Here is a 21,755-nt window from a genome sequence, read left to right as displayed (position 1 = left end):
GGCCAGGCGGGCAACCAAGAGGCAATTGCCGAAACGCCCGATCAAGCTAAAATTTGCCTCTTGCAGCATGACGGCCGGAAGCGTCATTCAAGCGGTCGTCATTCGATTTCGGCTATACGGGTGCCGACCAGGATTGAAGGCCTTACGCGAGGACCAGATCATGCCGTCCGGCAGCGCAGACATTTCGTCGATCCTCGACCGCATTCTCGATGCGGCAACCGATAACCTCAGGATCGCCAAGATCCTGGTCCAGATGGGCCTCGACCCGAACAACGTCACCTACGACGCGATCTTCAACCGGCTGCTGGAGATCTTTGTCCAGAACATCACGCTGGCCAATCTGTTCGCCGCGGTGGGCGCCGGCTTCTTCGTCGCCACGCTCTTGATGCGGACGATGGTGCCGCTGCGTGTCGCCAACATGATCGGCTGCGGGTTCTTCGCCGTCTTCGGCGCGCTCTCCGCCAACGTCGCGACGTTCCTCCTGTATCTCCTGCTGCTTCCGATCAACGCCCTGCGCCTGCGGCAGATGCTCAAGCTGGTCAAGAAGGCGCGCCATGCGGCCGAGGGCGACATGTCGATCGAATGGCTGAAGCCGTTCATGACCGAGCGCAAATATCGGCGCGGCGAGACGCTATTCAAGCTGCGCGATCCCGCGAAGGAGATGTTCCTCACGGTCACCGGCAAGTTCCTGGTCAAGGAGATCAACGTCGAGATCGGGCCCGGAGCGCTGATGGGCGAGCTCGGCTTCCTCACGCCGGACAACCGGCGCACGGGAACGGTCGAATGCATCGAAGACGGCCAGGTGCTGACGATCACCTATGACCGGCTGCTCGAGATCTACTTCCAGGACCCGCAGTTCGGCTACTATTTCCTGGTGCTGACCAGCCAGCGCCTCCTGCAAAACATCGATCGCCTGCAGAAGCAGCTGGCGGCGGAGCGCGCGGCGACGACGAACAGGATCGCATGACCGCCGCGCGGGCCACGTGACGTCGGCCTCCGTCCGGGACTTTGCGGGGCCCGCCGCAAAATCGCCCTAAAAACCGAATGGTAACCATGACGGGCTAGGGTATTGGCGTGACCAATTCTGAGACCATCCTGGTGTTCGATTCCGGCCTTGGCGGGCTCACGGTGCTCCGTGAGGTCGTGGCCGCGCGCCCGGGTGCCCATTACGTCTATGTCGCCGACGACGCCTTCTTCCCCTATGGGCACCATGACGAGGCTGAGATCATCGCCCGCGTGGTGCCGCTGATGGGCGAGTTGATCGGCACGCATGATCCCGACCTCGTCGTCATTGCGTGCAACACGGCCTCCACCCTGGTCCTGTCGCACTTGCGCGCCGCATATTCCCTGCCCTTCGTCGGCACGGTGCCGGCGATCAAGCCGGCCTGCGCGCAGTCGAGGACCCGCCGCGTCTCGGTGCTCGGGACCAAGGGAACGGTGAAGCGGGAATACACGAAGGCGCTGATCCGCGATTTCGCGCAAGGCTGCGAGGTGACGCTGGTCGGCTCGCCCGAGCTTGCGTCGCTGGCCGAAGCCGAGCTCCGCGGCGCGCCGGTCAGCGACGAGGCCCTCGCCGCCGAACTCGCGCCGTGCTTCGTCGGCGATCCCGCCGACGCGACGTCGCGCACCGACACGGTGGTGCTCGCCTGCACGCATTATCCGCTGCTGCTCGATCGGCTGAGGCGGCTCGCACCCTGGCCGGTCGACTGGATCGATCCGGCCCCGGCGATCGCCCGCCGCGTCTCCGATCTGCTTGGCCCGCGGATCGGCGCACTCGCGCAGTCGGGCGCTGAGATGATCTTCACCTCGAACCGCACGCACGGCCTGTCGGCCACGCTGACGCCGTTCTTCGGCGGGCGCGCGCTGGCCTGACTTTGCGCGGCCACGAGCCGCTGCTAGGCTCCGCCGTCGTCATCTTTTCCGCAGGCCATTTCCATGTCGGTCCCGTCCACGCCGCTCAACCGCCTCCGCCAATTGTGGCGCGAGGGTCGTCCTGCCTTCGGCGCCATTGCGACGATCCCAAGCGTGCAGACCGTGCAGATCATGGCGCGCTCGCTCGACTGGATCATCGTCGATCTCGAACACGGCCCGATCGGATTGACCGAAGCGCATGCGATGATCGCCGCCACGACCGGCACGCCCTGCACTCCCTTGGTGCGGATCGCGGCGAACGAGCCATGGCTTGCCAAGGCACCGATGGACATCGGCGCCTTCGGCATCAACTTCCCCATGATCACCAATCGTGCGGAGGCTGAGAAAGCGGTCCGTAGCGTGCGCTACCCGCCACGCGGCGACCGGCTCTGGGGTCCGTTCCACGCCCCGTTCCGTTGGGGCCAGTCGATGCCGGACTACATGGCGAGCGCCGACGACGAGATGATCTGCATGATCACCATCGAGCATGTCGAGGCGGTCAATCGCATCGACGAGATCATGGCGACGCCGGGCATCGACGTCGCCGTCATCGGCCCCGGCGATCTCGCCACCTCCATCAACAAGCGCGGCCAGATGGACGATCCGGAGTTGCTCGAACTGATCGCGCGCGCCGAGGCCGGCATCCTCAGAAGTGGCGTGCCGATCGGGGGCGTGGCGCGCACCGCCGACCAGGCCAACGCCCTGATCGACCGCGGCTACCGCGCGATCGCGCTCGGCTTCGACTGGTCGCTGTTCCAGCGCGGCATCATGGCGGCGTTCGAGGGCATCAAGCGCTGAATCGCCGCAACGCGTGTGGCCGGCCTTGCCGGGAACTGCGGCGCTGCTAGGGGTCCGTGGTTCAGAGGGGAAACACGCTCGAGACGACTTTCCTCGCGCAATCCTTGGCCAGCCTTGCCTCAACAGGCCCTGTCTTTTGCGATAAGCAATTGAAAATATTAATAATTTACGCGATCGACAAGGCCGAGCCGCTGGCGTCACCGGCGCCCTGAAAGCGGCGAACCCAACGGTCCCAAGCCGGTTGGTTCATGCTAGAGGACGGGACGAGCGGACGACCCGCTCGTTGCACATATTTTAATCTTATCCCAGGAATTATAGAGCGATGCGCGGGACGCCCAAGACCATTTCGCTGCGGCGCCGCCTGATCTGCGACCTCATGCACGCCTCGATGGGCGTGCCCTTCGTTTCGCTCTCCCGTTCGCTCAATATCCGCCCCCTGCTGGAGGCCCGCGCAGGCGCGGCGGCACCCGCCGGCTGGGCCGCGATCTTCGTCAAAGCCTTCGCCCTGGTTGCCCGAGACGAGCCGATCCTGCGCACCGTCTACGCCAAATGGCCTTGGCCGACCCTCTATGAGCTGCCTAAGAGCGTGGCGCTGGTGGCGATCGCCCGGGTCGAGGCCGGCGAGGAATGCGTGATGCCGCAGCGAATCGCGGCCCCGGAGGCCCTGTCGCTGGCGGCGATCGATGCCGAGATCCGACGCGGCAAGACGGCCCCAGTCGAGGACGTCCCGATGTTCCGCAAGATCATGCGGGCAACCCGGCTGCCGCTGCCGCTCCGGCGGCTGTCATGGGCCATCGGCCTGAATTTCGGCCGCCAGCGCGGCAACTGGTTCGGCAGCTTCGCGGTGAGCTCGGTGGCCGCCTATGGCGGCGGCGAGCTCCACCCCATCACGCCGGGCCCCTTTATCATCAGCTATGGGCTTGTCGAGACCGACCAGACCATCCATGTCGTGATCCGTTGGGACCACCGGGTCACCGACGCCGCCCCGATTGCCCGGGTCCTGACCCGGCTGGAGCAGGCCCTGAACACTGAAATCGCTGCCGAATTGCGGGCGGCCGGTTCTAAGCCGATCCGGGCGGTCGGGACCTGAACGCGCGGCGGCCATCCCGGCGCTGCGTACCGCCCGGGAATGACGGCTAAAGAATTGACAGCCAGCCCCAAACTCCCCTAAAAGCCGCCTGCTCGCGGGCCGATTTCGGCCCGCGAAGCGTTTCGCGACCCGTGGTCAAATCCCTTAAGCTTTGGGGATCGGACCTGTCGGTGCCGGGCTAGGCCCGTCACACAGGAGGGCGCGTTTCCTCAAACCATGTACCTGAAGAGGACGCGATGACTAAGCGCAGTGAGGCGAAGTACAAGATCGATCGCCGTATGGGCCAGAACATCTGGGGCCGCCCGAAGAGCCCCGTGAACCGCCGCGAATATGGCCCCGGCCAGCACGGCCAGCGCCGCAAGGGCAAACTCTCCGACTTCGGCGTGCAGCTGCGCGCCAAGCAGAAGCTGAAGGGCTACTACGCCAACATCAGCGAGCGCCAGTTCCACGGCATCTATGTCGAGGCGAGCCGCCTCAAGGGTGACACCGGCGAGAACCTGATCGGCCTGCTCGAGCGCCGTCTCGACGCGGTCGTGTACCGCGCCAAGTTCGTCTCGACGATCTTCGCCGCACGCCAGTTCATCAACCACGGCCACGTCAAGGTGAACGGCCGCAAGGTCAACATTTCGAGCTACCAGCTCAAGGTCGGTGACGTCGTCGAGGTCAAGGAAGCCTCCAAGCAGCTCGCCCACGTCCTCGAAGCCAGTCAGCTCCCGGAGCGCGACGTGCCCGACTATCTCGAAGTCGACCACGGCAAGATGACCGCGAAGTACACGCGCATCCCCAACCTCTCCGACGTGCCGTTCCCGGTGCAGATGGAGCCGCATCTGGTGGTCGAATTCTATTCGCGCTGATAATTTCGGCAGATCGACGTACAAAGGCCCCGGTATCCGGGGCCTTTTTGGTGTGGTAACGTGCCGTCGATGTCCCGGACGACCGACCAGTTCGCCAAAATCACCCCATCAGCCACGCCTAGCGAGGCGGAGCTTGAGGCGTGGGCCAAGCTGTCCCGCGACGAACAGGTCCGCCGATATCAAGCACTGTTTGCGCAGCCCGATTGCAACGAGTTCACCTCGGACACGCCGGACGACATTCTGGCTGCCGCACGCCAACGCGTTGCTCAACGCCGCCATGGCTGAGTACCGGTTATCGGAGCGTACCCGAGCCGATTTGATCGACATCTACGACTTCACCGAGAGCCGGTTCGGCAAATATCAGGCTGAGGCTTACTATGCAGGTCTGATCCGCTCCTTCGGGCTTCTGGCCGATTTCCCTCTCATTGGCCAACAGGTGGATGAACTCGCGGCTGGCTATCGGCGTTTCCGCTTCCAATCACATTTGATTTTCTACACGGTGCAATCCGAACACGTCGAAATCCGCGCCATTCTCCACGGTGCGCAAGACATCAGGCCGCAATTGTTCGACTAGACGAGACCAGTCATGCTCTACACCCCTCCCCCGATCGATCCCAAGGCGCCACCTGTCCGAATCAACCTGCTCTCGGACACGCAGACCAGGCCGACGGCCGCGATGCGCGAGGCGATGGCGCGGGCGGAGGTCGGCGACGAGCAGGTCGGCGACGATCCGACCGTCAATACGTTGTGCGAGCGCGTCGCGGATCTGCTGGGCAAGGAAGCGGCGGTCTACATGCCCTCCGGCACAATGTGCAACGTGACCGCGACGCTGGTGCATTGCCGTGCCGGCGACGAGATCCTCGCCCATGAGACCGCGCACATCATCGCGCGTGAGGGCGGCGCGCATGCGGCGATCGGCGGCTTCCAGGTCACGCAGCTCAAGGGCGAGGGCGGCCAGTTCACGCCGGAAACTCTTCGCAAGGCCCTGCACCCGCGCACGCGCTACCAGCCGCCGCAGACCGTCGTCAGCGTCGAGCAGACCGCCAATATCGGCGGCGGCACGATCTGGAAGAAGACCGCGCTCGACGAGATCGTCGCGATCGCCAGGCAACACGGCCTCGTCACCCACATGGACGGCGCGCGCCTGCTCAACGCCACCGTGGCAAGCGGCATCTCTCCGCGCGACATGACCGCGGGCTGGGATTCGGCCTGGATCGATTTCTCCAAGGGCCTCGGTGCGCCGATCGGCGGCGTGCTCGCGGGCTCACGCGCCTTCATCGACGCGGTGTGGCAGTGGAAGCAGCGCCTCGGCGGCTCGATGCGGCAGGCCGGGATCTGCGCGGCGGCCTGCATCTACGCGCTCGACCATCACGTCGAGCGCCTGGCCGACGACCACGCCAATGCGCGGGCGCTCGCCCGCGGGCTGTCGCAGATCTCAGGCATCGAGGTCCAGGAGCCCGAGACCAATCTCGTGTTCTTCAAGCCGGACGGCGCCGGCATTCCCGGCGACAAGATGGTCGCCGCGCTCCGTCAACGCGGCGTGACGCTTGCGATGATGGACGGCCGCATCCGCGCCTGCACCCATCTCGACGTCAATGCGAGCCAGATCGAGGAGACGATCGGATATGTGCGCGAGATCGTGCGTGGCGCCTGATCACCGCCCCATCGCCTGATAGATCAGCGTCTTCAGTTCGAGTTGGATCCGGCCGCGCTGCGACGGGGTCTGCGCCATGAAGATCCCGATCAGATCGTCCTCGGGATCGACGAAGAAGAACGTGCCGGCAACCCCGTCCCAGCGATATTCGCCTGTAGGCCAGGACGTGCCCGGAGGCACCGAGGTGCGCACCGCGAAGCCGAGGCCGAAGCCTGAGCTTCCACCCGGATAGTACATCTGGTCGCGTACGATCTTCGTCTCGGGTCCGATGTGGTCCGAAACCATCAGCGCAATGGTCTCGGGCTTCAGATAGCGACGGCCCTCGTAAGTGCCGCCATTCAGCAGCATCTGCGCGAAGCGGGCGTAGTCGCCGATCGTGCCGACCATGCCGGCGCCGCCCGATTCCCATCTCACGGGCCGCCTGATGTCGCGGACTGCAGTCGTCGGGCTGATGTTGCGGTCCTCCGGCATCGGCTCGGCGATACGTGCAAACCTGGCGGGATCGGCAACATAGAACGCAGTCTCGCTCATGCCGAGCGGATCGAGCAGCCGCTCCTTCTCGAACTGGAACAGCGTCTTGCCCGAGACCACTTCGACCACGCGGCCGAGCACGTCGGTGCCAAAACCGTAATCCCACACCGTGCCTGGCTGCTCGGCGAGCGGCAGCGTGGCGAGCTTCGCGACGAACTCGGCATTGGAGAGATCGCTGTTGAAGAGGTCCGCCGCGGCGTGGACCTCGCGCACCAGTCCACCGCCACGAAAGCCGTAAGGCAACCCCGCGGTGTGGCGCAAGAGGTCCTTGATCGTGATCGGACGCTGCTGCGGCTCCAGCATCAGCGAAACCTTGCCGTCCGCTGCTTTCCTTTCGATGCCCACCTTCATGCCGGAAAAGGCCGGAATGTATTTGGACACGGGATCGTCGAGCGAAAGCCTGCCTTCCTCGACCAGCATCATCGCCACGACGGATGTGATCGGCTTCGACATCGAATAGAGGCGGAAGATCGTATCCGCGCTCATCGATATCCGGGTGCCGACATCGCGAACGCCGAAATTCTCGTAGTAGACGGGCTTGCCGTGCTGCTGGAGCAGCAGGATGGCGCCGGGGATCTTGCCGGTGGCAACCTCGTTCCGGATGTGGTCGGAAACCTTCGCCAGCCCTTCCGTGGAGAGAGTGCGGGCAGCGCGTCCCTCGGCGCCGGCCTTCGCACCGACGACGGCAACGAGAAGAACGAGCCCCGCGATGAACGCGCTGCGCCCGCGCACGTCATTTCTCCATGGCTTCATGAACCGGCTGCTTCAATGTTTGCTGAACTCGCTCGCACTCGGTCGGGATCTGCTTCAGGAGGACGAGGAACTTTTCCTGCCTCGGATCGATCACGAAACAGCGCCGCCGATATTGTTGGGGCCGCCGTGTCGCGCAAGCGCCTCGGCATGACGTTCGGCGCCAGGCTCGGCGAAGCAGCAGAACACCACGTGAGCAACGGACGGCGCAGCGGCGAGCGCTTCGATCGTCGTGCGCACGGCGATATCGGCCGCCCGGTCGGCAGGAAAGCGGAAAATGCCGGTCGAAATCGCGGGGAATGCCACCGAGGTCAGCTCGTGCCGACCGCACAGCTCCATCGATCGGCGATAGCAGGAGGCGAGCAGATCGTCCTCGCCGAGCGTGCCGCCATTCCACACCGGACCGACGGTGTGGATCACATGTCCGGCCCTGAGCCGATAACCCCTGGTGATCTTCGCCTCACCCGTCTTGCAGCCGTGGAGCATGCGGCATTCGGCGACGAGTTCGGGCCCGGCCGCCCGATGGATCGCACCGTCCACGCCGCCCCCGCCAAGGAGCGACGTGTTGGCGGCGTTGACGATGGCGTCGACGCCGAGTCTCGTGATGTCGGCAACGATGACCTCAAGCCTGGCGCCGCCGATCCGGCGCGTCAGCACGGTCACGTATCAGGCCGCGACGACGACGCCCTTTTCGGAGAAGAGCTGCTGCAATTCGCCGGCCTGGAACATCTCGCGGACGATGTCGCAGCCGCCGACGAACTCGCCCTTCACGTAGAGCTGCGGAATGGTCGGCCAGTTGGAGAAGGTCTTGATGCCGTTGCGCAGTTCGGCGGATTCAAGGACGTTGAGGCCCTTATAGCCGACGCCGAGATGATCGAGGATCTGGACGACCTGGCCGGAGAATCCGCACTGCGGAAATTGCGGCGTGCCCTTCATGAACAGGACCACGTCGTTCGACTTCACTTCGTTGGCGATGAATTCCTCGATGCTCATATCCATGTCCTTCTGGGCCGAGCCCTCACCAGTCATTTCGGGCCGGCTCGACCGATTTAACCCGATACCTACCTATATATGTAGCCCAAACCGTTGTGCATCCAAAGTAAAATGGCGGCGACAGGCTCCTGGTGGCCGTGCAGAGCCCCCACAGGTCCATAGGCTGATGACATCAATATCATCGCCGGAGAGGACTTTCATACCGTAACGGAGCCCCTATCTAGGACGAACCCTCGTTATGGAACCGGGTCGCGCAAACAACGTTCTCTTGTCCTGTCTGGAGAAAAACGTGACGAAACAAGCCTCAGCTACGGCCGCCCCCCAGCTTTCGTCACCGTCCTCGCATCCGGACGACCTCGCCCAGCGGCTGGAGGCAGCGTTTCTTGCCGTCCGCAATGAGACCGAACGGCGGGCAGCACCGCTGTCACCGGAGGACCAGCAGATCCAGTCCATGCCCGATGCCAGCCCGACCAAATGGCACCGGGCCCATACCACATGGTTCTGGGAGCAATTCCTGCTCGGCGAGCACGCTGCGGGCTACCGGCCCTTCCATCCCGATTTCGCGTTCCTGTTCAATTCCTATTACGTCAGCGCCGGCCCGCGACATGCCCGCAATCATCGCGGCGACATCACCCGGCCGAGCGCCGACCAGGTCGGCGCCTATCGCAAATACGTCGATGCGGCCGTCAGCAAATTCTTCCGCGAGGCCGGCGCGGACAAGCTCCGCGCAATCGCCCCGCTGGTCGAGGTCGGGCTCAATCACGAGCAGCAGCATCAGGAGCTGATGTTCACCGACATCCTGCATGCCTTTGCGCAGAACCCGATCTACCCGGCGTACGATCCGGACTGGCGCTTCCCGGCCGCGACGCGCGGCGGCGATGACTGGCTGACGCTGAACGAAGGCATCCACACCGTCGGCCATGTCGACGAGGGCTTTCATTTCGACAACGAGAAGCCGGCGCACCGCGCCCTCGTTGGGCCCGTCAGCATTGCACGCAACCTCGTCACCAATGGCGAGTGGCTCGCCTTCATGCACGACGGCGGCTATCGGAGCGCAACGCTATGGCTGATGGACGGTTTTGCCACGGCAAGCAAGGAGGACTGGCAGGCGCCGGGCTACTGGCGCGAGATCGACGGCCAATGGCACGTGATGACGCTGGCCGGCCTCAAGCCGGTCGATCCGGACGCGCCCGTCTGTCACATCAGCTACTATGAGGCCGACGCCTTCGCGCGCTGGTCCGGAAAACACCTGCCGACCGAGATGGAATGGGAGGTCGCGGCCCGCGCTGGCCAGCTCAACGACGCCTTCGGCATCGTCTGGCAATGGACCCGCAGCTCCTATTCACCCTATCCCGGTTACCGCGCCGTCGAAGGCGCGCTCGGCGAGTACAACGGCAAGTTCATGGTCAACCAGCTGGTGCTGCGCGGTTCTTCGCTTGCAACTCCGCAAGGCCACAGCCGTATCACCTATCGCAACTTCTTCTATCCGCACCATCGCTGGCAGTTCACCGGACTGCGGCTCGCCGACTACGACTAGAGCATGATCCGGAGAGGTGTGCAGCGGTTTCCCGAAAAGCTCATGCTCAAACGACAGCCTGAAGCGCGGTCTCATCGCGCTTCAAGTTCATCCGACGATCAATGCGCGCCGGACAGCGCGTTCAGGAGAGTATCATGAATGTGCACGCCAGCGCGTTGGCCGAGGCCCATCTTCCCGACGAGCAGACCACCTCCTTTGCCCGCGAGGCCATCGAGGACCTCTCGCAGCAACCGAAAAAGCTGTCGCCGAAATACTTTTATGACGCGACGGGATCGGAGCTGTTCGAGGCGATCACACGCCTGCCGGAATATTATCCGACGCGCACAGAGCTTGCGATCCTGAGAGAGCGCGGGGGCGAGATCGCAAACATCATTCCGGAGCACGCGGCCCTCGTCGAGTTCGGCGCCGGCGCGACCACGAAGGTGCGCCTGCTGCTCGATCATTGCAGGTTCGCGGCCTATGTCCCCGTCGATATCTCCGGCGACTTCCTGAAGGCGCAGGCGAACGGGCTGAAGCGGGACTTCCCGACGCTCGGCATCTATCCGGTCGCCGCCGACTTCACCACGCCGTTCGAGCTGCCGACAGCGGTCGCATCCATGCCGAAGGTCGGCTTCTTCCCCGGTTCGACCATCGGCAATTTCGAGCCGCAAGAGGCCCAGGCCTTCCTGAGGAGCGCCCGCAAGATTCTCGGCAAGGGCGCGCAGATGATCATCGGCGCCGATCTCGAGAAGGACGAGCGCATCCTCTTTGACGCCTACAACGACGCCGCCGGCGTCACCGCGCGCTTCAACCTGAATGTGCTGGTGCGCATCAATCGCGAGCTCGGCGGCAATTTCGATCTCTCCGCCTTCACCCACCGCGCTATCTACAATCGCGAGCGGCACCGGATCGAGATGCACCTGATCAGCAAGAAGAGCCAGACCGTGCGGCTGCTCGGCACCAGCTTCTCGTTCCGCCCGGGCGAGAGCATCCACACCGAGAACAGCTACAAATACAGCATCGAGCGTTTCGCCGCGCTGGCGCAGGGCGCGGGCTGGCGCGTCCGCGAGAGCTGGACGGACGCGGCGAACATGTTCTCGGTGCACGCGCTCGAGGTGGCGGAGTAGCGCCGGGGCTCAATGCTCCGCCGCTTCTTCCGGCCCGGATCCCAGCGACACCGACTCCCACACCGCCACGACGATCATGATCATCGTGGTGGCGACCGACAGCCAGAGCGGCGAGAGGTCGGCTGCGAACCACCACAGCACCAGCAGCAGGATGATGCCGATCCCGTGCGAGAGCTGGAGGAAGCCGCGGATCGCGTACTTGAAGAGGATGGTGCCGACCAGGAACACCAGGGGCCCGCCGACCGTGCTCACGATGGTGCGGGTGTCGGAATGGCCGGTCGGGTGCTTCAGCACCAGCTCGTCCGAGACCGCGGTCAGGATGATGCCCGCCACGATCGGCGTGTGCAGATAGGTGTAGGCGAGCCGGGCCAGGCGGCCGGATTCGGCGGACTTCGAGATGCGCTCGGCTCCGGCCTCCGCGCCCTTGTGAAAATAGATCCACCACATCGCGATGGCGCCGACCAGCGCCGAGACGAAGGCCAGGATGTTGTTCGCGGTCCACTCGAGCTCGGCAAAGGTGGCGCCGTTGACGACGATGGCTTCGCCGAGCGCGATGATGACGAACAGCGCGCAGCGCTCGGCCATGTGGCCGCCTTCGACGGCCCACGCCTCGATCGAGGAAAACCCGAGCTTCGGGACCCAGAAGCGTGCCGCCGGCGAGATGTATTCCCAGGCCACCGCCGCGATCCACAGCCATAGCCGCGTGTCTCCCTCGGACAGGCCGCCTGCGATCCACAGGACCGCGGAGATCGACAACCAGGTCAGGATGCGGATCGCGTTGTGCCGCACGGCCGTTCGATGCCGCGGCGTTGCGAGCAGCCAGAATGCGGTCCGTCCGACCTGCATGGTCGCGTAGGCAATCGCGAACCACAGGCCGCGCCCCTCGAACGCGGTCGGGATCGTCGTCGACAGCACGAGGCCGCCCAGCATCATCGAAAAGAGCAGGAGGCGGACCGGCGTCAGCTCGGGATTGAGCCAGTTGGTGACCCAGGCGGTGTAGACCCACACCCACCACACCGCGAGAAACAGCACCGCGACCTGCACCGCGCCGAGCGGCGTGAAATGATGCAGCAGCGAGTGCGAGACTTGCGTGACGGCAAAGACGAAGACGAGGTCGAAGAACAGCTCGACAAAGGTGACGCGGCTGTGCTGGCTCGGCACGATAACGCGAAACATCGCGCCGCGAGGATTGTCCGCAGCCATCATTGCCCCCGTGGCACGATCAGGTCAGGTGCCGGGCACGCCGGTTTGCAGCGCCAGCGCGTGCAGGACGCCCCCCATCTGGCCCTGCAGGGACTGGTAGACGATCTGGTGCTGCTGGACGCGCGATTTGCCGCGGAAGGATTCCGAGATCACGGTCGCGGCATAGTGGTCGCCGTCGCCGGCGAGGTCACGGATGGTCACCTCGGCATCGGGGATCGCTGCCTTGATCATCGCCTCGATATCGTGGGCGTCCATGGGCATTCGGGTCTTGCTCCTTCTGGTCCAAGCGTTTTCTGGTCCAAGCGTTCGAATCGTTGCCGGGGTCCCCTCGCCGGCAAGCTCAAACTTAGCGTGAACGGCCTTCTCCGTCACGCCTTCCGGCACTATATCCGTGATCCCATCAGGATAAAGGCACGACAAAGTGCCGCGCGCGGCAGATTGATCGAAAAGGCGTGAAATCATGAAGCTTCCAGGGCCCGACCACCCCATCACCATCACCCCAAATCCCCGGCGCGTCCGGGTGACCGCAGGCGACATCGTCATCGCCGAGACCAGCAAGGCGCTGACCCTGAAGGAGGCCAAATATCCGGCGGTGCAATATGTGCCACGAGAGGACACCAACATGGCCCTGCTGGAGCGCACCGACCGTGTCACGCACTGCCCGTACAAGGGGGACGCGAGCTATTTCAGCGTCAAGGCCGACGGCAAGATGCTGGACAACGCAATCTGGACCTATGAGACGCCCTTCCCCGCCATGACCGAGATTGCCGGCCATCTCGCCTTCTATCCGGACAAGGTTAAGATCGAAGAAGTGGGGTAGCGCGCTCCGTATGCTGCTGTCATGGCCGGGGCTTCTTCCCGGCCTCCTTGGACGCAATCGATGGATGCCCGGGTCAAGGCCGCTGTCACGACTGAGCGTGGGGCGGCCCCCCGCTAAGCCCTGAAGATCGTGAGGCCCAGTATCAGCAGGACGAGGAAGATCACGACAAAGACGTAGAACAGGAAGCGGGCAATATCGGCGGAGGCGGCCGAAATGTCGGTGAAGCCGAGCACGCCGGCCACGATCGAGACAAGCAGGAAGATCAACGCCCATTTCAGGATCGTCATGGCCAGCTCCAAACTGCCGTTTTCGTGCGGCCCTCGCCCTCCGGCGGATGCCAACGTCGTTGCGCAGAACTGGTTCCTAGAGGTAGTCCGGGGCCCTTGCTGAATCAGGTTCCCGGCGGCAGAGTCCGGCCGAGACAGAAAGTGTGGGGCGGCCATGATGACGATGTCACATTCAGCGACGATCGGCGCGGACGTGCATGCCGCGCCTACGAGCAAGGTGCGCAATATGGCGATCGATCGCGCCCGCACCTTCCTGACCCTCGTGGTGCTGCTGCATCACGCGGTGCTCCCCTATACCTATTTCGGTCATACCGATCCGAAATATTTCTTCGGCTTCGACATGATCGTGCTCGCCACCGACAGTTTCTTCATGGCGATGTTCTTCTTCCTGTCGGGACTGTTCGTCTGGTCTGGCATCGCCCGGAAGGGAGTGCGGAGCTATTTGGCAGATCGCTTGCTTCGGCTTGGCTTACCCTTCGCGATCTGCGCTCTTACCGTCATTCCGCTCGCCTACTATGCGATCTCCCTGCGGCAGCATCCTGAGATCGGCTTTTCGGAATTCTGGTGGAATATGGTCACGAAGGGCCCGTGGCCGAGCGGGCCGATCTGGTTCCTCTGGGTCTTGTTCGCCTTCGACCTGATGGCCTGCCTTTTGTACCGGCTGTCACCCAATCTGCTCGATCCGATCAATCGCCTCTCGCTGCATGGTCGGCGTCGGCCCGCCGTGTTCTTCGCGGTCATGCTGGCGGTCACCGCCGCGTTCTACATTCCCGGGCTGGTTCACTTCGGACCGAGCAGCTGGTTCGAGTTCGGGCCGTTCTCGGTCCAGCACGGGCGCGTGATGCTGTATGCGACCTATTTCTTTTTCGGTGCCGGCATCGGCGTTGCGCAAATGGATCGCGGGCTGCTCTCTGTCGACGGCCGCATGGCAAAGGTCAGCTGGGACTGGATGGTCCTGGCGATCGTTCCGTATTGCCTCTTGTGGGGGCTGATCTTCATCAAGCGCGAAATATTGGGCAACCCGTCGCCGTTGCCGGACTGGTATGAAGCGCTCTATGCCATCTGCTTCACTATCTTCAGCGTGGCCATCATGTTTCTGATCCTGGCCTTCTTTCAGAGATTCAAGCAATCAGGCCCGGCCAGGCTGCTCGATCCAATGCAGGGCGACGCGTTCGGCATGTTCCTGGTGCACTATCCGTTCGCCCTGTGGCTGCAATACTGGCTGTTCGACTATGACCTGCCGGCGATCGTCAAGGCAACGATCGGGTTCGTACTGACTGTCGCGGCGAGCTGGGCACTGACGCGAGCGTTGCGGCAGATCCCGGGCGCGTCACGCGTGTTGTGAGGCCAGGCCTCCTCGTTCGTCATTGCAAGGAGCCCTTGCGGCGAAGCAATCCCGACTGTCTCAGCAGTAAGATTCTGGATTGCTTCGCGGAGCCTGTCATCGGGCCGCGCGCGCGGACCCGTTGGCTCGCAATGACAGCGTGTGTCGCAGCGCCTTACGCCGCCTTGCCGCCCATATATTCCGGCAGCCAGCGTTCGAACGACTTGCGCAGCGTGTCGATCGCAACCGGCGCTTCGCCCGCGATCGCGATCGCATCGCCCCCGGTGGTGCCGATCCGCACGCACGGCACTTCGCAGCCACGCATCTTGGCGAGCACGCGGCCGGCTTCCGCTTCCGGCACGGTGACGAGATAGCGCGCCTGGTCCTCGCCGAACCAATAGGCCTGCGGCACCAGCGCGGTCGGCGCCGCGAGCAGTTTTGCGCCGATCCCGCCCGCCATCGCCATCTCGGCAAGCGCGATCAGGAGGCCGCCGTCGGAGAGGTCGTGCACGGCGGTCGCGGTGCCCGCATGGATCATGCCGCGCACGCAATCGCCGTTGCGCTTCTCGGCGGAAAGATCCACCGGCGGCGGCGCGCCCTCCTCGCGGCCGCAGATGTCGCGCAGGTACACGGACTGGCCGAGCCAGCCATGGGTTTCGCCGACCAGGAGGATCGCTTCGCCCTCGGCCTTGAAGGCCAGCGAGGCGGATTTTGTGAAATCGTCGAGCAGGCCGACGCCGCCGATCGAGGGCGTCGGCAGGATCGCACGGCCGTTGGTCTCGTTGTAGAGCGAGACGTTGCCGGACACGACCGGGAAGTCCAGCGTGCGGCAGGCTTCCGAGATGCCCTTCAGGCAGCCGACGAACTGGCCCATGATCTCGGGCCTTTCGGGATTACCGAAGTTGAGGTTGTCGGTGATCGCGAGCGGCTTGCCGCCGACCGCGGTGATGTTGCGCCAGGCTTCCGCCACCGCCTGCTTGCCGCCCTCGAACGGGTCCGCCTCGCAATAGCGCGGCGTGACGTCGACGGTCAGCGCCAGGCCCTTCGGCCCGTCCTGCACGCGCACCACGGCGGCATCGCCGCCGGGGCGCTGTATGGTGTTGCCGAGAATGACGTGGTCGTACTGCTCCCAGACCCAGCGCTTGCTGCACATGTCGGGCGTGCCGATCAACTTCTCCAGCGCGGCACCGAGGCCCATCGGCGCCGGCACGTCGCGGGCGTGCACGACCGGCAGCCCGGCGGAGGGGACGTGCGGGCGGTCATAGAGCGGCGCCTCGTCGCCGAGCTCCTTGATCGGCAGATCGGCCATCACGTCGCCGCCATGCTTGACCACGAAACGCTTGCTCGGCGTGGTGTAGCCGACCACCGCGAAATCGAGGCCCCATTTCCTGAAGATCGCCTCGGCTTCCTTCTCCTTCTCGGGCTTGAGCACCATGAGCATGCGCTCCTGGCTCTCCGAGAGCATCATCTCATAGGCGCTCATGCCGGTCTCGCGGGTCGGCACCGCATCGAGATCGAGGTCGACGCCGAGATCGCCCTTGGCGCCCATCTCCACCGCCGAGCAGGTCAGGCCCGCCGCGCCCATGTCCTGGATCGCGATGACGCAGCCCTTCTCCATGATCTCGAGGCAGGCTTCCAGCAGCAGCTTCTCGGCGAAGGGATCGCCGACCTGCACGGTCGGGCGCTTCTCCTCGGACTTGTCGTCGAATTCGGCCGACGCCATCGAGGCGCCGTGGATGCCGTCGCGGCCGGTCTTGGAGCCCAGATAGACGATCGGCATGTTCACGCCGGAGGCAGCCGCATAGAAGATCTTGTCGGCATCGGCGAGGCCGACCGCCATCGCGTTGACCAGGATGTTGCCGTCATAGCGGGTGTGGAAGCGCACCTGCCCGCCGACCGTCGGCACGCCGAAGGAATTGCCGTAGCCGCCGACCCCCGCCACGACGCCGGAAACGAGATGCCTCGTCTTCGGGTGCTCGGGCGCACCGAAGCTGAGCGCATTGAGGCAGGCGATCGGGCGCGCGCCCATGGTGAAGACGTCACGCAGGATGCCGCCGACGCCGGTGGTCGCGCCCTGATACGGCTCGATATAGCTCGGGTGGTTGTGGCTCTCCATCTTGAAGACCACGGCCTGTCCGTCGCCGATGTCGATCACGCCGGCGTTCTCGCCGGGGCCCTGGATCACCCAGGGCGCCTTGGTCGGCAAGCCGCGCAGATGGATGCGCGAGGACTTGTACGAGCAATGCTCGTTCCACATCGCCGAGAAGATGCCGAGCTCGGTGAAGGTCGGCTCCCGCCCGATCAGCTTCAGGATGCGCTCATATTCGTCGGGCTTGAGCCCGTGGGCGGCAACCAGTTCGGGGGTGATCTTGGGTTCATTCTTCATGGATTCGGGGCTTTCGGCGGCGGTTGGCCGTTCTTAGGAACATCAGGCGGCTTGGAAAAGCCCTTTATGGCGCATTTTCCCGCTGTCCCACGTTTTGCGCCGGGCGCTCCGCGGGAACAGGAATTGCACGGCGCGGACAGATCGGATTTAAGGGTTCAAGACCCGCAATTGAAGGCCTGTTTCCCTTGCACGAACTGACCAAATCACCCCCGCCGCGCCGTCCTGACCTCCACGTCGCCACGGAGGGTGAATTTCAGGGCTGGCGGACCTGGATTCGGGACAGTTTCGAGTCCCATGTCGGCCCCTTCTGGCACCGGATCGAGGCTGACGGCAGTGTCCGCAGCGCCTTCCGGGTCGAGAAAAAGCACCTCAACGGCTCCGGGAACGTCCACGGCGGCTGCTTCATGGCGTTTGCCGACTATTGCCTGTTCGCAATCGCCACCCACGAGCTGGATGGGCCGGCGGTGACGACCAACTTCGCCTGCGATTTTCTCGACGCCGCCCGCGAGGGCGAGTTGGTCGAATGCGTCGGCGAAGTGTCTCGGGCCGGCGGCTCGCTGATCTTCCTGCGCGGCAGGCTGACCTCCGGCGGACGGCCGCTGTTCACCTTCTCCGGCACGATCAAGCGGGTGAAGCGGAAACCGGCACCGCAGCCAAACGCATAGCTCGGCAGCTTCCATTCTTGCGCCCCCTCGCCCACACTTGGCCGAGCGCTTTTGCGCCGGGGAGCAGAAACAAGGTGCCGCAGAGCACATCGGAGGCGGGTCGCGCGGCGGCGTCCGCATCAAAGCCGTTGCCGTCCATGCCCGCCACCGGCGCGCGCAGCTGGCGCGACTACGCGCTGCTGCTGGCGCTGGCCTGCTGCTGGAGTTCCACCTATCCGCTGGCGAAGCTGGCGCTGGACACGATCCCGCCCATCACCTTCATCTCGGCGCGCTCGCTGATCGCGGCCGCTTTCCTGTTCGCGATCCTGTGGATGCGCGGGGTCAGCATCCCGACCGACGCGAAAGCCTGGAAGCTGTTCGCAACCCAGCAATTGATCAACTCGACCTTCCCGTTCCTGATCATCACCTGGTCGCAGCAATATGTGCCGGCCTCGAACACGGTGGTGCTGGCCTCGACGACGCCGATCTTCGCCTTCCTGATCACCTCGCTGATCACGCGGCACGAGCCGGCAACGCTGCTCAAGCTCGCCGGCGCGATCCTCGGACTTGCCGGGACCACCGTCATCGTCGGCCTCGATGCGCTGCGCGGCTTCGGCAGCGAGATCGTGGCGGAGATCGCGATCCTGCTCGCCACCATCTCCTTTGCCTGCGCGACGATCTTCGGCCTCAGGCTGTCGGACTACGACCCGATGGTGGTGGCGGCCGGTTCGCTGCTGTTCGGCGGCATCATCCTGCTGCCGCCCTCGCTGCTGATCGACCAGCCCTGGACGCTGCACCCGACGCCGACCGCGATCGTCGCCACCATCGTCATGGGCATCGTCTCCAGCGCGCTCGGCTTGATGCTGTTCTACGTCTGCCTCGGCCGGCTCGGCACGCTGACGACGAACGCGCAAGGCTATTTGCGCATCCCGATCGGCGTCGGCCTCTCCGTGCTGCTGCTCGGCGAGAGCGTGCCGTCGAATTTGGCGCTGGGCCTGCTGCTAGTGATGGCCGGCGTTGCCGCGATGACGGTGCCTGCGGAGAAGCTCAAGCTGCGCTAGGGTCTGGACTCAACCAAGCTGTGGCCGTGGAATCAATCTGAACAGGAGAAGCAGACAACATGGTGAGCGACACGAACGTTTGGGCTGGCCAGTGCCATTGCGGTGCGGTGCGCTTCGAGGTGTCGCTCAGCGACGGCTTCAATTCGATCCGCCGCTGCACTTGCTCTTACTGCCGGATGCGAGGCGCCGTCATTGCCATGGCGGAAATGAGTGGGTTCAAGTTCCTGCAGGGCGAGGACGCGCTCACAACCTACCGCTTCCATACCGGATCGGCGCAACACTTCTTCTGTTCTCGCTGCGGAATATACACGCACCATCAACGGCGATCTGACACGACATCATATGCCGTCAACGTGGCCTGCCTGGACGGGGTAAGCCCATTCGACTTTGCCGAGGTGCCCGTCATGGATGGCGTCAATCACACCAACGATACCGGCAAGCCAACGCGTCGAGCAGGCACACTCCGGTTTATCCCGGCTGACTAAAGCGGAATGGCCTTAGGTTGAATCGATCGCCGTGGGCCGTTCACCTCTCCCGCGTGCGGAAGAGGTCGGCGCGTCCGGGCGAAGCGAAGCTTCGTCCCGTGCGCCGGGTGGGGGCTGTCTCCTCTTGGGGACTATCCCACTGCGGAAATACCCTCTCCCCATCCCTCTCCCGCAAGCGAGCGGGAGAGGTTACGGACCGCAGTTGCTCAACTGGCCTCGATCAAGCCGATACGAGATAGCCCAGCTGGATAGCGAGAGCGTCGTGAATCCCCGTCTGCACGATCTGGGCTGGTTGAAAGTTTCCGTTGCCGTTTCCGTAGAGCACGCCGGCAGAACCGCCATTGTCGAGCGCGGCAATATCGAGGCGGCCGTCGCCATTGATGTCACCGACCGCTATCGAAATAGTTGTTTGATCGCCGTTCGGTGAAGCACCGTTGGACCAATTGGACTGCGGCTGGAACGTACCGTCACCGTTGCCCAGCATGGTGAAGACGCTGCTATTCACGTCGTGCGTCGCGCCGACGATGTCGAGCTTGCCATCGCCATTCAGGTCGGCCAGGATCAGGTCGGTGGTTTCCTCCGACTGATAGGAAATTGAATTCAACGGAATACCGCTGGAGAGCGATATAGCCGTTTGTAAGGTGCCGTCGCCGTTGCCCAGCAGCACGCTCATGGAGTGGGGTGTCTTGCCCGGCGCGAGGTTGTTGTCGTCAAATCCCCCGGTGACGACATCGAGCCTGCCGTCACCGTTGACGTCGCCGACTGCAACCGCATCGGTCATTTCGTGCTCGACGACGATGTTTCCCGTCGAATAGATCGTGGCCTTCCCAAAACTTCCGTCGCCGTTCCCGAGCAGCATGCTGACGCTGTCGGTCGAGTTGTCGCCCGTCGACGACCCTGCCGCGCCGACGGTCACGATGTCGAGCTTGCCGTCCCCATTGAAATCGCCGCTCGCCAGCGCGTAGGTGATCTGCGACCGCGTGGCGTAGACGGTCCCGGTGCTATAGGGCTTGCCGTCCTGGAAGGTGCCGTCGCCGTTTCCAAGGAGCACACCCAGGCTGCCGACGGACGGGTCACCGCTCACCCCTGCGGTCGCGATGTCGGGCACACCGTCTCCGTTGAAGTCGGCGATATCGAGCGCGAGCGTGTATTCGTGGTTGGGCCCCCATGATGTGCCATCATGATAAGCGGATCCCGAGCCAAAGGTCCCGCCGCCTTGCCCGAGCAGCACCCCGACGCTGGCGCTCGAGTTGGTGCCGAGGCCGGCAAGGCCGGTGGTCACAATATCGGACAAGCCGTCATCATTGAGATCGGCGATTCCGATCGCGGTCGTGTATTCGAGCGTGGCGTTATAATAGCTCGTCCCGTTGTGATAGAGGGCCGGAGCCTGAAATCCTCCGGTTTCGTCATGGAGCACAACGGCAAGGGAGCCCGGGTCCGCCACGATGTCCGTGAACTCCGCCCCCGCCACGATATCGAGGTGCCTCGGTTCGTCGGCGCCATGGATAGTCACATCGATGACTTGATACGCCGTGCCGTCCGCGGAGCTGACCGTCAGTTGGTCGTGCCTGACATCATTGGCGGTCAATGCCTGGACATTGGCCGCGCCATTGTCGAGCGTATAGCCCCAGACGCCGGTCGTTGGGTCGAACGCGAAGGTCCCATAGGTGCCTGCCAAGGAAGCAGGCACCTGGAACTGACTCTGACCGTGATCGGGGTCGGTGACGGTCAGCGCGCCATGTGCGGTCTGCATCGCGCTGTCCTCCGCGACCGTTCCGATCGACGTGCCACTGATCGTGGCTGCATCGTTGACGCCGTCGATATGTACGTGGACATGAGCCTCACTCAACCTTCCGTATCCCCACCGGATCGCGTACACGAAATCGTCGTCGATGACGTCCCCGGCCGCCATGGAGTTGAAATCGGTCGCCCCGAGCGCGGACAGCGAATGGCCGAGATCGAGTTCGATCTGGCTGTGATTGATGCGGATCAGATTGCCGTTATCGGTGGTTTCCCAAGGCGAAGCCCCGTCGGGACCAACGTCCTTTGCCAAAAGCGCCCAATCGAACCGCCAGCCGCCACCGTCGTCGATTGAATAGAGCCTTGCGGCATGGCTCGCGCGATCATTTGCGAGGACGTCCAGCGACAGGATACCAGTCGTGAGCCGTTCGGCTTGCGCCTGATCCTCGGTCAGTCCGAAAACGTCATTGACGGCGTGATGATTGACGGCGTGAGAGAACCTCCAACGCCAGGCAGAGCCGAAGTGCATGAGGATGTTTCCATGTTGTCGAGTGGTTCACCTCCTCAGCCGCCACGAATGT

At 64.1% G+C, this 21,755-nt stretch carries 23 protein-coding genes; 15 read left to right on the top strand and 8 right to left on the bottom strand.

Annotation, left to right across the window (positions count from 1 at the left end):
- Positions 1–160 precede the first annotated feature (160 nt).
- From AC1RQP_RS26955 to AC1RQP_RS26920, 8 genes are all read left to right on the top strand, one after another.
- The gene (locus AC1RQP_RS26955) at positions 161–967 is read left to right on the top strand and encodes a Crp/Fnr family transcriptional regulator (protein WP_492939447.1); all 807 of its coding nucleotides are present in this window, start codon (positions 161–163) and stop codon (positions 965–967) included.
- A gap of 107 nt (positions 968–1,074) precedes the next feature.
- Positions 1,075–1,872: a glutamate racemase gene (murI, locus tag AC1RQP_RS26950; RefSeq protein WP_492939445.1), complete on the top strand. Its 798-nt coding sequence runs from the start codon at positions 1,075–1,077 to the stop codon at positions 1,870–1,872.
- Between the two features lie 63 nt (positions 1,873–1,935).
- On the top strand, positions 1,936–2,709 hold the full coding sequence (locus AC1RQP_RS26945; protein ID WP_492939443.1) for an HpcH/HpaI aldolase family protein: 774 nt from the start codon (positions 1,936–1,938) through the stop codon (positions 2,707–2,709).
- A gap of 322 nt (positions 2,710–3,031) precedes the next feature.
- On the top strand, positions 3,032–3,799 hold the full coding sequence (locus tag AC1RQP_RS26940) for an acyltransferase (RefSeq protein ID WP_492939441.1): 768 nt from the start codon (positions 3,032–3,034) through the stop codon (positions 3,797–3,799).
- A 236-nt stretch (positions 3,800–4,035) separates the two neighbouring features.
- Entirely contained in the window at positions 4,036–4,653 is a 618-nt protein-coding gene (rpsD, locus tag AC1RQP_RS26935; protein WP_239624967.1) for a 30S ribosomal protein S4, read from the top strand.
- A gap of 69 nt (positions 4,654–4,722) precedes the next feature.
- Positions 4,723–4,938, top strand: coding sequence for a hypothetical protein (locus tag AC1RQP_RS26930; RefSeq protein WP_239624969.1), 216 nt, complete (start codon positions 4,723–4,725; stop codon positions 4,936–4,938).
- Positions 4,931–5,227, top strand: coding sequence for a type II toxin-antitoxin system RelE/ParE family toxin (locus AC1RQP_RS26925; RefSeq protein WP_492939439.1), 297 nt, complete (start codon positions 4,931–4,933; stop codon positions 5,225–5,227). Before AC1RQP_RS26930 ends, AC1RQP_RS26925 begins: the two co-directional genes overlap by 8 nt.
- Before the next feature lie 12 nt (positions 5,228–5,239).
- Positions 5,240–6,307, top strand: a complete 1,068-nt coding sequence (locus AC1RQP_RS26920; RefSeq protein ID WP_492939437.1) for a threonine aldolase family protein — start codon at positions 5,240–5,242, stop codon at positions 6,305–6,307.
- On the opposite strand, the gene AC1RQP_RS26915 is transcribed toward AC1RQP_RS26920, so the two are convergent.
- From AC1RQP_RS26915 to grxD, 3 genes are all read right to left on the bottom strand, one after another.
- Complete coding sequence (locus AC1RQP_RS26915) at positions 6,308–7,591, bottom strand: serine hydrolase domain-containing protein (protein ID WP_492939435.1); 1,284 nt, start codon at positions 7,589–7,591, stop codon at positions 6,308–6,310.
- Between the two features lie 90 nt (positions 7,592–7,681).
- Positions 7,682–8,251, bottom strand: coding sequence for an O-acetyl-ADP-ribose deacetylase (locus tag AC1RQP_RS26910; protein WP_492939433.1), 570 nt, complete (start codon positions 8,249–8,251; stop codon positions 7,682–7,684).
- A gap of 3 nt (positions 8,252–8,254) precedes the next feature.
- Positions 8,255–8,581 carry a Grx4 family monothiol glutaredoxin gene (gene grxD, locus AC1RQP_RS26905; protein ID WP_194393118.1) on the bottom strand — a complete coding sequence of 109 codons (327 nt, stop codon included), beginning with the start codon at positions 8,579–8,581 and terminating at the stop codon, positions 8,255–8,257.
- Positions 8,582–8,819: 238 nt separating this feature from the next.
- On the opposite strand from grxD, the gene egtB reads away from it, so the two are divergent.
- Both egtB and egtD read left to right on the top strand, forming a co-directional pair.
- The gene (gene egtB / locus AC1RQP_RS26900; RefSeq protein WP_492939431.1) at positions 8,820–10,118 is read left to right on the top strand and encodes an ergothioneine biosynthesis protein EgtB; all 1,299 of its coding nucleotides are present in this window, start codon (positions 8,820–8,822) and stop codon (positions 10,116–10,118) included.
- Between the two features lie 134 nt (positions 10,119–10,252).
- Entirely contained in the window at positions 10,253–11,224 is a 972-nt protein-coding gene (egtD, locus tag AC1RQP_RS26895; protein WP_492939429.1) for an L-histidine N(alpha)-methyltransferase, read from the top strand.
- A 9-nt stretch (positions 11,225–11,233) separates the two neighbouring features.
- On the opposite strand, the gene AC1RQP_RS26890 is transcribed toward egtD, so the two are convergent.
- Entirely contained in the window at positions 11,234–12,427 is a 1,194-nt protein-coding gene (locus AC1RQP_RS26890; RefSeq protein ID WP_492939427.1) for a low temperature requirement protein A, read from the bottom strand.
- Between the two features lie 24 nt (positions 12,428–12,451).
- A complete protein-coding gene (locus tag AC1RQP_RS26885) occupies positions 12,452–12,688 on the bottom strand; it encodes a BolA/IbaG family iron-sulfur metabolism protein (RefSeq protein WP_008139419.1) in 237 nt (78 codons plus the stop codon).
- A 199-nt stretch (positions 12,689–12,887) separates the two neighbouring features.
- Between AC1RQP_RS26885 and AC1RQP_RS26880 the strand changes: the two genes are divergently transcribed.
- Positions 12,888–13,247, top strand: a complete 360-nt coding sequence (locus AC1RQP_RS26880; RefSeq protein ID WP_492939425.1) for a DUF427 domain-containing protein — start codon at positions 12,888–12,890, stop codon at positions 13,245–13,247.
- 113 nt (positions 13,248–13,360) lie between these two features.
- Here the strand turns inward: AC1RQP_RS26880 and AC1RQP_RS26875 are convergent, their stop codons facing one another.
- Complete coding sequence (locus AC1RQP_RS26875; RefSeq protein ID WP_061883064.1) at positions 13,361–13,534, bottom strand: DUF1328 domain-containing protein; 174 nt, start codon at positions 13,532–13,534, stop codon at positions 13,361–13,363.
- 154 nt (positions 13,535–13,688) lie between these two features.
- On the opposite strand from AC1RQP_RS26875, the gene AC1RQP_RS26870 reads away from it, so the two are divergent.
- A complete protein-coding gene (locus AC1RQP_RS26870; protein WP_492939423.1) occupies positions 13,689–14,879 on the top strand; it encodes an acyltransferase family protein in 1,191 nt (396 codons plus the stop codon).
- A gap of 154 nt (positions 14,880–15,033) precedes the next feature.
- On the opposite strand, the gene purL is transcribed toward AC1RQP_RS26870, so the two are convergent.
- Positions 15,034–17,244, bottom strand: coding sequence for a phosphoribosylformylglycinamidine synthase subunit PurL (gene purL / locus AC1RQP_RS26865; protein WP_492939421.1), 2,211 nt, complete (start codon positions 17,242–17,244; stop codon positions 15,034–15,036).
- 185 nt (positions 17,245–17,429) lie between these two features.
- Between purL and AC1RQP_RS26860 the strand changes: the two genes are divergently transcribed.
- The 3 genes from AC1RQP_RS26860 (at position 17,430) to AC1RQP_RS26850 (ending at position 19,434) form a co-directional block, all read left to right on the top strand.
- Positions 17,430–17,909, top strand: coding sequence for a PaaI family thioesterase (locus AC1RQP_RS26860; protein ID WP_239624991.1), 480 nt, complete (start codon positions 17,430–17,432; stop codon positions 17,907–17,909).
- Positions 17,910–17,983: 74 nt separating this feature from the next.
- Positions 17,984–18,949 carry a DMT family transporter gene (locus AC1RQP_RS26855; RefSeq protein ID WP_492939419.1) on the top strand — a complete coding sequence of 322 codons (966 nt, stop codon included), beginning with the start codon at positions 17,984–17,986 and terminating at the stop codon, positions 18,947–18,949.
- Between the two features lie 59 nt (positions 18,950–19,008).
- Positions 19,009–19,434 carry a GFA family protein gene (locus AC1RQP_RS26850; RefSeq protein WP_492939417.1) on the top strand — a complete coding sequence of 142 codons (426 nt, stop codon included), beginning with the start codon at positions 19,009–19,011 and terminating at the stop codon, positions 19,432–19,434.
- 220 nt (positions 19,435–19,654) lie between these two features.
- On the opposite strand, the gene AC1RQP_RS26845 is transcribed toward AC1RQP_RS26850, so the two are convergent.
- Positions 19,655–21,703 (bottom strand): FG-GAP-like repeat-containing protein, encoded by a 2,049-nt coding sequence (locus AC1RQP_RS26845; RefSeq protein WP_492939415.1) that lies wholly within the window; start codon positions 21,701–21,703, stop codon positions 19,655–19,657.
- Positions 21,704–21,755 lie beyond the last annotated feature (52 nt).

The sequence above is a fragment of the Bradyrhizobium sp. GW821-FHT13H06 genome, from assembly GCF_058803975.1.
Note: the sequence above shows the minus strand (reverse complement) of the source record. Positions and strands in the feature narration are given on the sequence as shown.